The following is an 11779-nucleotide window of genomic DNA, read 5'->3' as shown; positions in this document are numbered from 1 at the left end:
ACGACCCCAAAGAACACCGTGCGCCGCGCCGCGCATCGGCTCCGGCGTTTGTCAGATTCGCTTCAGGACACGCCTGCCGCGTGTGCCTGCTGGTCAGCGTGGTAGCTGGAGCGCACCATGGCGCCAACAGCAGCGTGTGTAAAGCCCATCTTGTAGGCCTCGGCTTCAAACATTTTGAAAGTGTCGGGGTGCACGTAGCGGCGCACGGGCAGATGGCTGGTTGACGGCGCGAGGTACTGGCCGATGGTCAGCATGTCGATGTTGTGCTCACGCATGTCGCGCATGACCTGCAAAATCTCTTCGTCGGTTTCGCCCAGGCCAACCATGATGCCGCTTTTGGTTGGCACTGTGGGGTGCAGCGCCTTGAATTTTTTCAGCAGGTTCAGGCTGAAGGCGTAATCCGAGCCGGGACGTGCTTCCTTGTACAAACGCGCCGTGGTTTCCAGGTTGTGGTTCATCACGTCGGGCGGTGCGGCTTTCAAAATTTCAAGCGCGCGGTCGTCACGGCCACGGAAATCGGGCACCAGGATTTCAATGGTTGTTGTCGGCGAGAGTTCGCGGATTTTCTGGATGCATTCAACAAAGTGACCACTGCCGCCGTCGCGCAGGTCGTCACGGTCCACGCTGGTGATGACGACGTACTTGAGCTTGAGTGCTGCAATGGTTTTGGCCAGGTTCATGGGCTCGTCGACATCCAGCGGATCGGGCCGGCCGTGGCCGACGTCGCAAAACGGGCAGCGGCGGGTGCACTTGTCACCCATGATCATGAAGGTGGCCGTGCCTTTGCCAAAACACTCGCCGATGTTGGGGCAAGACGCTTCTTCACACACCGTGTTGAGCTTGTTCTCGCGCAGGATTTGCTTGATTTCGTAGAAGCGGGTGCTGGGGCTGCCAGCCTTGACGCGAATCCAGTCAGGTTTTTTCAGCAGCTCACCCTGAACCACCTTGACCGGAATGCGCGACAGCTTGGCCGCGGCTTTCTGCTTGGCCAGCGGGTTGTAGTCTTCCTGGCTCTGGATGTCGCGTACAACAGGGTTGACGGCTTCTGGGGTGCTCATGATGTATTTCTTTTCCGAAGGAATGTGCTCAGGGCGCCAGGTAGGTGACGAGCTTTTGGCTCAGCACGCTTGCCGTGTCCTGCCAACTGGCCGATACCCCGATTGTAGAAAGGTCTGTGGTTTGCAGTCCGACATACCCGCAGGGGTTGATGCGCGAGAAGGGTTCCAGGTCCATCGCCACATTGAGCGCCACCCCGTGGTAGGTGCAGTGCCGGCTGACCTTGATGCCCAGCGCTGCGATTTTGCCCAGGCCGCGGAAAGGCTCTACGGCGCTGCGCGGACCCGACAGGGCTGCGTGCGAAAAGGGGTCGTCCAACCGCACATAAATGCCGGGTGAACCCGCTACCCGGTGCCCGGTCACGCCAAAGTGGCCCAGCGTTTTGATCACCGATTCTTCGATGCGAAAGACGTATTCCTTGACAAAGTAGCCGGCGCGTCTCAGATCGATCAATGGATACGCTACCACCTGACCGGGTCCGTGATAGGTCACTTGTCCGCCACGGTCGGTTTGCACCACGGGGATGTTTCCGGGATTCAAAACATGCTCAAGCTTGCCGGCCAGTCCTTGCGTATAAACCGGTGGGTGCTCACAAATCCATAGCTGGTCGCGCCCGTCATTATTGGGCAAACTGCCGATTTGATTCACAACGCCCTGGCTGCGGGTCGCCGTGAAGGTCTGCATGGCCTGATAGGTGGGCAGGTAGTCCACCTGCCCCAAATGTCGTACCTCAGCTTGCATCTGCGACGTCAGACTCTGCTTTAAAGGACGACTTTGACCATGGGATGCGTCGACAGCGTGCGATACAACTCATCAAGCTGTTCCCGGGAGGTGGCCATGATGGTGATGGTCACCCCGATGTATTTGCCGCCCTTGCTTTCGCGCAGCTCGATGGTGGAGGCGTCGAAGGCCGGGTCAAACTCGCGCGCAATCATGGTGATGGCGTTTACCAGTCCATCAACCTTGACGCCCATGACCTTGATGGGAAACAGCGACGGGTATTCAATCAGGGATTCCTGGCGCGGCGGCTCTGGCGGGACAGTGGTCATGTGCTTTGCTCCGGAGCCGTTTGCTTGGCGCGTTGGTAGGCGGCATGCAGCTTTGCGTAAACTGGCCCGGGTTGCCCGCCGCCAATCGCCTGACCGTCCAGCGAGGTGATGGCGAGAATTTCCTTGGTAGCCGACGAAAGCAGCAACTCGTCGGCGGCAAACACTTCCTTGCGGCTGATTGGCCGCAGCTCAAAGCCGATCCCAGCCTCACGGCACATCTCCTCAATGAGGCCGTAGCGAATACCTTCGAGGACCAGGTTGTCCTTGGTGGGGCCCAGCACCTTGCCATCCTTGATCACCCAGACATTGGACGCTGCTGCCTCGCTTAAAAAACCTTCCCTGAACATGACGGTTTCCACCGCGCCCACGTCGGCACTGATCTGGCGGGCAAACACGGCGCCCAGCAGGCTGGTGCTTTTGATATGGGCTTTGCTCCAGCGGAAATCCCGGGCGGAGACGCAGGCCACGCCTTGCTCACGTTGCGCTGCACCGGGAGGCTTCATGGTGTTGACCATGACGAACACGGTAGGTGTGAGGTTTGGCGGCATCACATGGTCGCGCAGCGCGACGCCGCGCGTGATCTGGATGTACACCAGCTGGTCGATTTTTTCGGGGGAGGTGTGTAGCGACACCGCGTGGTCAGCTACGAGCTTCATGGCCACTTCCCGCCACTGCGCATGGGTCAAAGGGTTGACGATCCGCAGCTCCCCAAGGCTTCGGTCCAGCCGAGCCATGTGCTGGGAAAAGCGAAAGAGGTTCCCACCGTAGACGGGCACCACTTCGTAAACGCCGTCGCCAAAAATGAACCCGCGGTCCATGACGCTGACTTTGGCGTCTTTGAGTACGGTGTATTCGCCGTTCAGATAACAAGGGGTGGCGGGCAGCTCTACGCTGCTGGAAGAGGGAAGGGAACTCATCGTGGGCATCAAGTGGGTGGGCGCTTATTGTCGCGCAGGCAAGCGCTTATCGTTTGCTCTGACGGCCGCGCCGCTTGAGCTGGACGCGCAGGCGCCAGATCAGTTTGACTGCGAAATACCCAATCATGGAGCCAGCGACTGAAAAGATTCCCATGCCCAGTACGGCCGGCCAGCCAAAATGCGCCATCCAGGCCATGGCGTCAAATCCCGGGGCCGCAGCGGCGGCTTGATAGGCCGCGTCGGCCGCTGCGGCGTCCTCAGCAGACAGGCCCAGGATCAGGCTGCCCAATTGGTAGGCCAACCAGAGCCAAAAGCCAATGGTGAAGGGATTGGTGATGAGGGTGATACCGCCAGCCACAGGAATGTTCGCGCGCCACCAGATGCTGTGTGCTGCGGCCACCAGAATCTGCGCGACGGGTATCGCAAAGGCCCAGAACAAACCGATCGCCACGCCACGCGCCACCGCCTCATGTTGAAAGCGCCACAACGCGGGCTCTTCCAGGCGGTGCGACATGGGCTTGAGCCAGGGGTGGGCCGCAAGGGTTTCGGGGCGTATGCCGCGTGTGAAACGGTCCGACCAGTGCGGAGCTGCGTCTTTTTTTCTACGCCCAGGGGGCGGGGGCAGGTTGGTACTCATGGCTTGTTTGCCTGGAAGGAAGCGGCCGGCCGAAGCGGCAAATCATCGATCGGGAAGAGGCAGAAGAAGAAGGAATGCACGATTGGACTTGGTAAAAATTCAGATCATAAAAATGACAGCGGCGATAGCCAGCGCACCGAGGCCGAGATTGACCATTGCCAGCGTGGCTATCTGGCCGACGCGGCGACCGCCTTCGGGCCAGTCAGACGCTGCCACTGCAAGTTTGAGCCTGCGGAAAGGCCCGAAATAAAGGTGGCCAAACAAGGCAAACATGAGCAACCCGATGCCGAGCATCGCGTGCCAGCCCAGAGGCGCAGCCTTCATGCCAACGGCCAGCAACATCGCAAGACCGGTGACAAGCAACAAGCCGATGCTGAGCCACACCAGGCTGAAAAAACTTCCCAGCACGGCAGCAATCAGCGGCAGCCGCTGTGGTGGCGCCAGCTGCGCAGCAGCGGCGGGCCGCAAGGCAAACAGCATGAAGGAAATCCCGCCCAGCCAGACGATGGCAGCGGCGATGTGGAGAAATTTCATCAGGGAAGTCATGAGCGATCTTTCAATACAAGGCAGTGCACTAGGGACAGCGCGATTGTCACCGGCAATGCGCGGGTCTGACGGATCCTTGAAGGCGCAATCAACGCAGCGCCGTGCGGGGGCATTTCCGCCGCTCTCGGGTTTCTACGTATAATCAGGGGCTTTGCTAATAAACGGCTTGTAACCCGCTCGTAATTTGTCATGGTCAAAATCGCAAATTCGGCAGCCTCAATCCCAGCTGGCGCTTCCTTGTCGGAAGTTGAAGCTGGAAATGAGGAATACAAGCGGCTGACGCGGGAAGAGGCGCAAAAGCTGCGCGAAGCCAGTCCTTCGATGTCGCCCTGGTGGGTGGTGGTGGGGCAGATGGTGGTCGGGGTTGTGGTGGCGTTTGCCGCCTGGATCCTGACCGATAGAAGCAGTGCTGGTTGGTCGGCGTTTTATGGCGCTTTGGCGGTGGTGATTCCCGGGGCTTTGTTTGCCCGGGGGCTGAAAAGCCGGTTCTCCTCCGCAAATGCCGCAACGGCGGCCTTTGGTTTTTTTGTATGGGAGGCGGTGAAGATCGCTTCCAGCGTCGGGATGCTGTTTGCGGCTCCGCGCCTGGTTCCTGATCTGGACTGGTTGGCAATGCTGATTGGCCTGATCGTGACCCTGAAGGTTTATTGGGTGGCGCTTTTGATGCGCCCGAAACAGAAGACAAACTAAAGAGTTCAAAAGAATGGCCGCAGATCCGAACGCACCGTCAGCCAGTGAATACATCGTTCACCACCTGACCCATTGGCAGAACAAGCCACAGACCGAAATCGTCGACTTCAGCGTCTTCAATCTCGACTCCATCTTTTTCTCAATTCTGCTGGGTGTGCTCGGCTGCTTCTTCCTCTGGAAAGCTGCACGACGGGCGACATCCGGCGTACCCGGCCGCTTTCAGGCTGCGGTGGAAATCCTGGTCGAAATGGTCGAGTCCGAAGCCAAAGGCATCGTGCACAACGCCAACAGCCGCAAGCTCGTTGCCCCGCTGGCGCTGACGATTTTTGTGTGGATCTTCCTGCTCAACGCCATGGATTTGCTGCCACTCGATTTCCTGCCTGAGGTGTGGAAGCTGATTGTTGGCGCCACCGGTGGCGATGTCAGCCACGCTTACATGCGCAGCGTTCCGACGGCCGATTTGTCGGTGACCATGGGTATGTCGGTGTCTGTGTTGCTGATTTGCCTGTACTACAACGTCAAAAACAAGGGTGTTGGCGGCTGGGCGCATGAGCTGGTCTGCGCGCCCTTCGGCACCAGCAAGAACCCGATTTTCGCGGTCATCCTCGGCGTGGTTAATTTGTCCATGCAGCTGATTGAATTTGTTGCCAAAACTGTCTCACACGGCATGCGACTTTTCGGCAACATGTACGCCGGCGAGCTGGTCTTCATGCTGATCGCGCTGCTTGGCGGTGCGTGGGCATTCTCTTTTGCGCCCTCGGGCCTGATGCTGTTGCTGTTGCACGTGGTGGCCGGTTGGGCGTGGGCTGTGTTCCACATCCTGATCATTACCCTGCAGGCCTTTGTGTTCATGATGTTGACCCTGGTCTACATCGGGCAGGCGCACGACTCGCATTGAGTCGGCGTATCCGTTTTTAGTTTGGTTGGTTTTTCTTTCTCTTTTTTTTCTTAGTTATTTAGGAGTCATCATGGAAGTTATTAGTTTTGTTGCTCTCGCTGCTGGCCTGATCATCGGTTTGGGCGCTCTGGGCGCTTGTATCGGCATCGGCATCATGGGTAGCAAATACCTCGAAGCAGCTGCACGCCAGCCTGAGCTGATGGGCGAACTGCAGACCAAGATGTTCCTGTTGGCCGGTCTGATCGACGCGGCTTTCATTATCGGTACCGGTATCGCCCTGTGGTTCGCCACTGCCAACCCATTCCTCGCTCAAATCGGTCGTCTGGTCAAGTAAGCGCTTCCTGAACTTTTCGCTCTGGGAGATTTACTGTGAACATTAATGGAACTCTGGTAGCTCAAGCTATCGTCTTCGCATTGCTGGTGCTGTTCACGATGAAATTCGTGTGGCCGCCCATCACGGCGGCTCTGGACGAACGAGCCAGGAAGATCGCCGACGGCCTTGCCGCTGCCGACAAAGCCAAGTCTGAACTTTCCGTTGCCAACAAGCGCGTGGAAGAAGAGCTGGCCAAATCGCGCAACGAGTCCGCTGGCCGTCTGGCTGATGCCGAGCGCCGTGCGCAAGCCATGATTGAAGAAGCCAAAGCCAAAGCTGTGGAAGAGGGCAACAAAATTATTGCCGCTGCCAAAGTGGAAGCCGAGCAGCAGACCATCAAGGCGCGCGAGACACTGCGCGAGCAGGTCGCTGCGCTGGCGGTCAAGGGTGCTGAGCAGATCCTGCGCAAGGAAGTCAATGCCGGTGTGCATGCTGACTTGCTGGGCCGTCTGAAAACCGAGCTGTAAACATGGCTGAACTTGCCACCATCGCGCGTCCTTACGCCGAAGCGCTGTTCAAGGCAGCAGGCCAGGACCTGGCCGCAACCGCCACATGGCTGGACGAGCTGGCCGCGATTGCGTCCAACGTTCAGCTGCAGCAGTTTGCGGACAACCCCGGCGTGACATCTGCGCAGAGTTTTGAAGTGATCACCGGTGTTGCCAAAACGGCATTGCCAGAGTCCGCCAAAAACTTTTTGCGTGTGGTGATCGAGAACGGTCGCCTCAGTGTCCTGCCTGAAATTGCGCTGCAATTTCGTGCCCTGAAAAACGCAAAAACCGGCTCTTCGGATGCCACGGTGTTCAGTGCATTTGCGCTGGATGCCCCAGCCCTGGCTGAACTGGCGGTGACGCTGGAAAAGCGCTTTGGCCGAAAACTCAACCTCACGGTTGAAATCGAGCCTGCCTTGATTGGCGGCGTGCGGGTCGTGGCGGGTGACGAGGTGTTTGACACTTCGGTCAAAGCCCGTTTGGAACAAATGAAAGTGGCGCTGATGGCCTGAGCGTTGTGCTCCGGTTTTCAGCCAACAACAAAGAAAGAAGGAAAGAGTCATGCAACTCAATCCCGCAGAAATTTCTGAACTGATCAAGAGCCGTATCGAGGGCTTGAGCGCCAGCAGCGACATCCGTAACCAGGGTACCGTTGTCTCGGTGTCCGACGGTATTGTCCGCATCCACGGCCTGTCCGATGTGATGCAGGGCGAGATGCTGGAATTCCCGGCCACCGCTGACGGTACGCCTACCTATGGCCTGGCCCTGAACCTTGAGCGCGACTCTGTCGGCTCGGTGATTCTGGGCGAGTACGAGCATATCGCCGAAGGCGACACCGTCAAATGCACAGGCCGTATTCTGGAAGTGCCCGTCGGTCCCGAGCTGCTTGGCCGCGTGGTCAATGCGCTGGGTCAGCCTATCGACGGCAAAGGCCCTGTCAACGCCAAGATGACCGACGTGATTGAAAAAGTCGCGCCCGGCGTCATTGCCCGTAAATCGGTCGACCAGCCTCTGCAAACCGGCCTGAAATCCATCGACTCCATGGTGCCGATTGGCCGTGGCCAGCGCGAGCTGATCATTGGTGACCGCCAGACCGGTAAAACGGCTGTTGCGATCGACGCCATCATCAATCAAAAAGGCACTGGCGTTTTCTGCGTCTATGTGGCCATTGGTCAAAAAGCTTCTTCCATCAAGAACGTGGTCCGCTCGCTCGAGCAGTCCGGCGCCATGGAGTACACCATTGTGGTGGCTGCATCGGCTTCCGAGTCTGCCGCGATGCAGTACGTAAGCGCCTATTCTGGTTGCACCATGGGCGAGTACTTCCGCGACCGCGGCCAGGACGCGCTGATTGTGTATGACGATTTGTCCAAACAGGCCGTGGCTTACCGCCAGGTTTCCTTGCTGCTGCGCCGTCCACCAGGCCGCGAAGCCTATCCCGGCGACGTGTTTTATCTCCACAGCCGTCTGCTCGAGCGTGCTGCACGCGTGAACGAAAAATACGTCGAAGACTTCACCAAGGGCGAAGTCAAAGGCAAAACCGGTTCACTGACGGCGCTGCCGATTATTGAAACGCAAGCCGGCGACGTGTCCGCTTTCGTTCCAACCAACGTGATCTCGATCACCGACGGCCAGATCTTTTTGGAAACCAGCCTGTTCAACGCCGGTATCCGTCCCGCGATCAACGCCGGTATCTCGGTGTCGCGCGTCGGTGGTGCTGCCCAGACCAAGCTGATCAAGAACCTCTCCGGCGGTATCCGTACCGACTTGGCCCAGTACCGTGAACTGGCTGCGTTTGCGCAGTTTGCTTCCGATCTGGACGAGGCCACCCGCAAGCAGCTGGACCGCGGTGCCCGCGTGACCGAACTGCTCAAGCAGTCGCAGTACTCCCCGCTGTCCATCTCCACCATGGGCGCCACACTGTTCGCAGTGAACAAGGGCTTCATGGACGATGTGGATGTCAAGAAGGTTCTGGCCTTTGAAGCCGGTCTGCACAGCTACCTCAAGGACAAGCACGCTGCGCTGATGGCCAAGCTTGAATCTGCCAAGGCCATGGACAAGGACGCGGAAGCCGAATTGACCACTGCCGTGACAGCGTTCAAAAAATCCTTCGCCTGATTCATACCTGAAGACATCAAAGCCCAGCGCTTAGAAACCATTTAGGAAGCAATATGGCGGCAGGAAAAGAGATACGCGGCAAGATCAAGTCGGTGGAAAACACCCGCAAGATCACCAAAGCCATGGAAATGGTGGCGGCCTCCAAAATGCGCAAGGCGCAGGAACGGATGCGCGCTGCCCGCCCTTACAGCGACAAGATCCGGAACATCACGGCAAATCTGGCGCAGGCCAACCCTGAGTACACCCACGCGTTCATGCAAACCAACGATGCCAAAGCCGGTGGCTTCATCGTGGTGACCACCGACAAGGGTTTGTGCGGCGGCCTGAACACCAATTTGCTGCGTGCGGCAACGGTCAAGCTGAAAGAATTCCAGACTGCAGGTCAAGGCGTGCAGGCAGTGGCCATTGGCAACAAGGGTCTGGGCTTCCTGAACCGCATTGGCGCCAAGGTGATTTCGCATGCGACCCACCTCGGTGACAAGCCGCATCTGGACAAGCTGATTGGCCCGGTCAAGGTGCTGCTCGATGCATACAGCGAAGGCAAGATCAACGCGGTGTACCTGTGCTACACCAAGTTCATCAACACCATGCGTCAGGAGCCTGTCGTTGAGCAATTGCTGCCGCTGACGGCTGACCGTTTGCAAGCCGACAAGGGTGAGCACGGTTGGGACTACATCTACGAGCCTGATGCACAGACCGTCATCGACGACCTGCTGGTGCGCTACGTGGAAGCGCTGGTGTACCAGGCGGTTGCCGAGAACATGGCGTCCGAGCAGTCTGCCCGCATGGTGGCCATGAAGGCCGCGACCGACAACGCCGGCAGCGTGATTGGCGAACTCAAGCTGGTTTACAACAAAACGCGTCAGGCGGCGATCACGAAAGAACTTTCGGAAATCGTGGCTGGTGCTGCTGCGGTTTAAACCGCCAAACCGATTTAAAGATTTAAAGAATAGAAAAGGATCCAGTCATGGCTCAAGCTCAAGGCAAGATTGTTCAGTGTATCGGTGCGGTGGTTGACGTGGAATTTGCGCGTGACCAGATGCCCAAGATTTATGACGCGCTCAAGATGGAAGGCTCTGCCCTGACCCTTGAAGTTCAGCAGCAGCTGGGCGACGGCGTGGTGCGTACCATTGCGCTGGGCACGTCCGACGGCCTGCGCCGCGGCAACATGGTGTACAACACTGGCGCCAACATCACTGTTCCGGTTGGCAAAGCCACACTGGGCCGCATCATGGACGTGCTGGGCGCGCCGATTGATGAGCGTGGCCCGGTTGACCAGACCCTGACCGCTCCTATTCACCGCAAAGCTCCGGCTTATGACGAGTTGAGCCCATCGCAGGAACTGCTGGAAACCGGCATCAAGGTGATTGACCTGGTTTGCCCGTTTGCAAAAGGCGGCAAGGTCGGTCTGTTCGGCGGCGCCGGCGTGGGCAAGACCGTGAACATGATGGAACTGATCAACAACATCGCCAAAGCGCACTCGGGTCTGTCCGTGTTTGCCGGTGTGGGCGAGCGTACCCGTGAGGGCAATGACTTCTATCACGAGATGGCCGACTCCGGCGTTGTGAATCTGGAGAAGCTTGAAGAATCCAAAGTGGCCATGGTCTACGGCCAGATGAACGAGCCCCCAGGCAACCGTCTGCGCGTGGCGCTGACCGGCCTGACGATCGCCGAGTCTTTCCGTGACGAAGGCCGTGACGTTCTGTTCTTTGTGGACAACATCTACCGCTACACACTGGCCGGTACCGAAGTGTCCGCGCTGCTGGGCCGTATGCCTTCCGCCGTGGGTTACCAGCCTACGCTGGCCGAAGAAATGGGCCGCCTGCAAGAGCGTATTACCTCCACCAAGGTTGGCTCCATCACTTCCATCCAGGCCGTCTACGTGCCTGCCGATGACTTGACCGATCCGTCCCCAGCGACCACCTTTGCCCACCTGGACTCCACCGTGGTGCTTTCTCGTGACATCGCTTCGCTGGGTATCTACCCTGCGGTTGATCCGCTGGACTCCACCAGCCGCCAGCTGTCGCCAGCTGTCGTGGGTGAAGACCACTACAACACGGCCCGCGCCGTGCAGGGTACGCTGCAGCGCTACAAAGAGCTGCGCGACATTATTGCGATTCTGGGCATGGACGAGCTGGCTCCTGAAGACAAGCTGGCCGTGGCCCGTGCCCGCAAAATCCAGCGTTTCCTCTCCCAGCCTTTCCACGTTGCTGAAGTGTTTACCGGCTCCCCCGGCAAGTACGTCACGCTGGCCGAAACCATTCGCGGCTTCAAGATGATTGTGTCTGGCGAGTGCGATCACCTGCCAGAGCAGGCTTTCTACATGGTCGGCACGATCGACGAAGCTTTCGAGAAGGCCAAGAAGGTCTAAGTCATGGACACCACCCACACCATCCGTGTCGATGTTGTCAGCGCCGAGGAGTCGATCTTCTCGGGCGAGGCCAAGTTTGTGGCTTTGCCGGGCGAGGCGGGCGAGCTGGGCATTTACCCACGCCACACGCCGCTGATCACCCGCATCAAGCCCGGTGCGGTGCGCATTGAGAAAGCCGACGGCACTGAAGAGTTTGTCTTCGTGGCCGGTGGCCTGCTTGAAGTGCAACCCAACTGCGTGACGGTGCTCAGCGATACCGCCATCCGCGGCAAGGACCTGGACGAAGCCAAAGCCAGCACGGCAAAGGCAGCGGCTGAAGAGGCGCTGAAAAACGCCAAGACCGATATTGACATTGCGATGGCGCAGTCCGAGCTGGCCGTCATGGCGGCGCAGATTGCCGCACTGCGTAAATACCGTCAAAAGAAATAACAGCAACAACACTGCAGCGGCTCACCCCGCTGCTGCCCTTCTTCACTGAAGGTTGCATCAAGCCCCTGCTGCGAGTCAGGGGCTTTTTTTCTGCCCTCTGCAATCACCTCGTGGCCTTCAACATCCAGCGCGGTGTAAGCGTTCGCTGACAGGTTGATCGCCAGTTGGCGTTCAGCAAACAAGCGGTACGGGCGCTAGCATGGCTGCTAC

The 11779-nt window shown here is 58.5% G+C and carries 16 protein-coding genes; 9 read left to right on the top strand and 7 right to left on the bottom strand.

Annotation, left to right across the window (positions count from 1 at the left end; all coding sequences use genetic code 11):
* Positions 1–62 precede the first annotated feature (62 nt).
* The 6 genes from lipA to VE934_RS09540 all read right to left on the bottom strand — a co-directional run bounded on the left by lipA (position 63) and on the right by VE934_RS09540 (position 4205).
* A complete protein-coding gene (gene lipA, locus VE934_RS09565) occupies positions 63–1058 on the bottom strand; it encodes a lipoyl synthase (protein WP_324886773.1) in 996 nt (331 codons plus the stop codon).
* A 28-nt stretch (positions 1059–1086) separates the two neighbouring features.
* On the bottom strand, positions 1087–1797 hold the full coding sequence (gene lipB, locus VE934_RS09560; protein ID WP_324886771.1) for a lipoyl(octanoyl) transferase LipB: 711 nt from the start codon (positions 1795–1797) through the stop codon (positions 1087–1089).
* Positions 1798–1817: 20 nt separating this feature from the next.
* A complete protein-coding gene (locus VE934_RS09555; RefSeq protein ID WP_324886769.1) occupies positions 1818–2105 on the bottom strand; it encodes a YbeD family protein in 288 nt (95 codons plus the stop codon).
* Positions 2102–3022 (bottom strand): D-amino acid aminotransferase, encoded by a 921-nt coding sequence (locus VE934_RS09550; RefSeq protein WP_324886767.1) that lies wholly within the window; start codon positions 3020–3022, stop codon positions 2102–2104. The genes VE934_RS09555 and VE934_RS09550 overlap by 4 nt, the downstream gene beginning before the upstream one ends.
* Positions 3023–3068: 46 nt before the next feature.
* Complete coding sequence (locus VE934_RS09545; protein WP_324886765.1) at positions 3069–3659, bottom strand: DUF2062 domain-containing protein; 591 nt, start codon at positions 3657–3659, stop codon at positions 3069–3071.
* A gap of 99 nt (positions 3660–3758) precedes the next feature.
* Positions 3759–4205, bottom strand: coding sequence for a CopD family protein (locus tag VE934_RS09540; RefSeq protein ID WP_324886763.1), 447 nt, complete (start codon positions 4203–4205; stop codon positions 3759–3761).
* 237 nt (positions 4206–4442) lie between these two features.
* Between VE934_RS09540 and VE934_RS09535 the strand changes: the two genes are divergently transcribed.
* The 9 genes from VE934_RS09535 (at position 4443) to VE934_RS09495 (ending at position 11569) form a co-directional block, all read left to right on the top strand.
* Positions 4443–4895, top strand: a complete 453-nt coding sequence (locus tag VE934_RS09535; RefSeq protein ID WP_324886762.1) for an ATP synthase subunit I — start codon at positions 4443–4445, stop codon at positions 4893–4895.
* 13 nt (positions 4896–4908) lie between these two features.
* Positions 4909–5793, top strand: coding sequence for a F0F1 ATP synthase subunit A (atpB, locus tag VE934_RS09530; RefSeq protein WP_324886760.1), 885 nt, complete (start codon positions 4909–4911; stop codon positions 5791–5793).
* Between the two features lie 70 nt (positions 5794–5863).
* On the top strand, positions 5864–6127 hold the full coding sequence (gene atpE / locus VE934_RS09525; RefSeq protein WP_414693831.1) for a F0F1 ATP synthase subunit C: 264 nt from the start codon (positions 5864–5866) through the stop codon (positions 6125–6127).
* 35 nt (positions 6128–6162) lie between these two features.
* Complete coding sequence (locus VE934_RS09520) at positions 6163–6633, top strand: F0F1 ATP synthase subunit B (RefSeq protein ID WP_324886758.1); 471 nt, start codon at positions 6163–6165, stop codon at positions 6631–6633.
* A 2-nt stretch (positions 6634–6635) separates the two neighbouring features.
* Positions 6636–7166, top strand: a complete 531-nt coding sequence (locus VE934_RS09515; protein WP_324886756.1) for a F0F1 ATP synthase subunit delta — start codon at positions 6636–6638, stop codon at positions 7164–7166.
* Between the two features lie 49 nt (positions 7167–7215).
* The gene (gene atpA / locus VE934_RS09510) at positions 7216–8769 is read left to right on the top strand and encodes a F0F1 ATP synthase subunit alpha (protein WP_324886754.1); all 1554 of its coding nucleotides are present in this window, start codon (positions 7216–7218) and stop codon (positions 8767–8769) included.
* Between the two features lie 53 nt (positions 8770–8822).
* Positions 8823–9689: a F0F1 ATP synthase subunit gamma gene (atpG, locus tag VE934_RS09505; protein WP_324886752.1), complete on the top strand. Its 867-nt coding sequence runs from the start codon at positions 8823–8825 to the stop codon at positions 9687–9689.
* Positions 9690–9736: 47 nt separating this feature from the next.
* Complete coding sequence (atpD, locus tag VE934_RS09500) at positions 9737–11140, top strand: F0F1 ATP synthase subunit beta (protein WP_324886749.1); 1404 nt, start codon at positions 9737–9739, stop codon at positions 11138–11140.
* 3 nt (positions 11141–11143) lie between these two features.
* The gene (locus VE934_RS09495; protein ID WP_324886747.1) at positions 11144–11569 is read left to right on the top strand and encodes a F0F1 ATP synthase subunit epsilon; all 426 of its coding nucleotides are present in this window, start codon (positions 11144–11146) and stop codon (positions 11567–11569) included.
* On the opposite strand, the gene VE934_RS09490 is transcribed toward VE934_RS09495, so the two are convergent.
* Positions 11557–11751: a hypothetical protein gene (locus VE934_RS09490; RefSeq protein WP_324886745.1), complete on the bottom strand. Its 195-nt coding sequence runs from the start codon at positions 11749–11751 to the stop codon at positions 11557–11559. The two genes, VE934_RS09495 and VE934_RS09490, sit on opposite strands and share 13 nt — an antisense overlap.
* Between the last annotated feature and the right edge of the window lie 28 nt (positions 11752–11779).

Origin of the sequence: Polaromonas sp., assembly GCF_035638815.1 — a bacterium.
In the GTDB taxonomy this organism is placed as follows: Bacteria; Pseudomonadota; Gammaproteobacteria; order Burkholderiales; family Burkholderiaceae_C; genus Polaromonas.
The sequence above is the reverse complement of the archived record's forward strand: the minus strand, read 5'-3'. Positions and strand labels throughout refer to the sequence as shown.

What these genes read in the sequence shown, in the direction of transcription:
- lipA (WP_324886773.1), bottom strand. Translation starts at nt 1,058, where the DNA reads ATGAGCACCCCAGAAGCCGTCAACCCTGTTGTACGCGACATCCAGAGC.
- lipB (WP_324886771.1), bottom strand. Translation starts at nt 1,797, where the DNA reads ATGCAAGCTGAGGTACGACATTTGGGGCAGGTGGACTACCTGCCCACC.
- VE934_RS09555 (WP_324886769.1), bottom strand. Translation starts at nt 2,105, where the DNA reads ATGACCACTGTCCCGCCAGAGCCGCCGCGCCAGGAATCCCTGATTGAA.
- VE934_RS09550 (WP_324886767.1), bottom strand. Translation starts at nt 3,022, where the DNA reads ATGAGTTCCCTTCCCTCTTCCAGCAGCGTAGAGCTGCCCGCCACCCCT.
- VE934_RS09545 (WP_324886765.1), bottom strand. Translation starts at nt 3,659, where the DNA reads ATGAGTACCAACCTGCCCCCGCCCCCTGGGCGTAGAAAAAAAGACGCA.
- VE934_RS09540 (WP_324886763.1), bottom strand. Translation starts at nt 4,205, where the DNA reads ATGACTTCCCTGATGAAATTTCTCCACATCGCCGCTGCCATCGTCTGG.
- atpB (WP_324886760.1), top strand. Translation starts at nt 4,909, where the DNA reads ATGGCCGCAGATCCGAACGCACCGTCAGCCAGTGAATACATCGTTCAC.
- atpE (WP_414693831.1), top strand. Translation starts at nt 5,864, where the DNA reads ATGGAAGTTATTAGTTTTGTTGCTCTCGCTGCTGGCCTGATCATCGGT.
- VE934_RS09515 (WP_324886756.1), top strand. Translation starts at nt 6,636, where the DNA reads ATGGCTGAACTTGCCACCATCGCGCGTCCTTACGCCGAAGCGCTGTTC.
- atpA (WP_324886754.1), top strand. Translation starts at nt 7,216, where the DNA reads ATGCAACTCAATCCCGCAGAAATTTCTGAACTGATCAAGAGCCGTATC.
- atpG (WP_324886752.1), top strand. Translation starts at nt 8,823, where the DNA reads ATGGCGGCAGGAAAAGAGATACGCGGCAAGATCAAGTCGGTGGAAAAC.
- atpD (WP_324886749.1), top strand. Translation starts at nt 9,737, where the DNA reads ATGGCTCAAGCTCAAGGCAAGATTGTTCAGTGTATCGGTGCGGTGGTT.
- VE934_RS09495 (WP_324886747.1), top strand. Translation starts at nt 11,144, where the DNA reads ATGGACACCACCCACACCATCCGTGTCGATGTTGTCAGCGCCGAGGAG.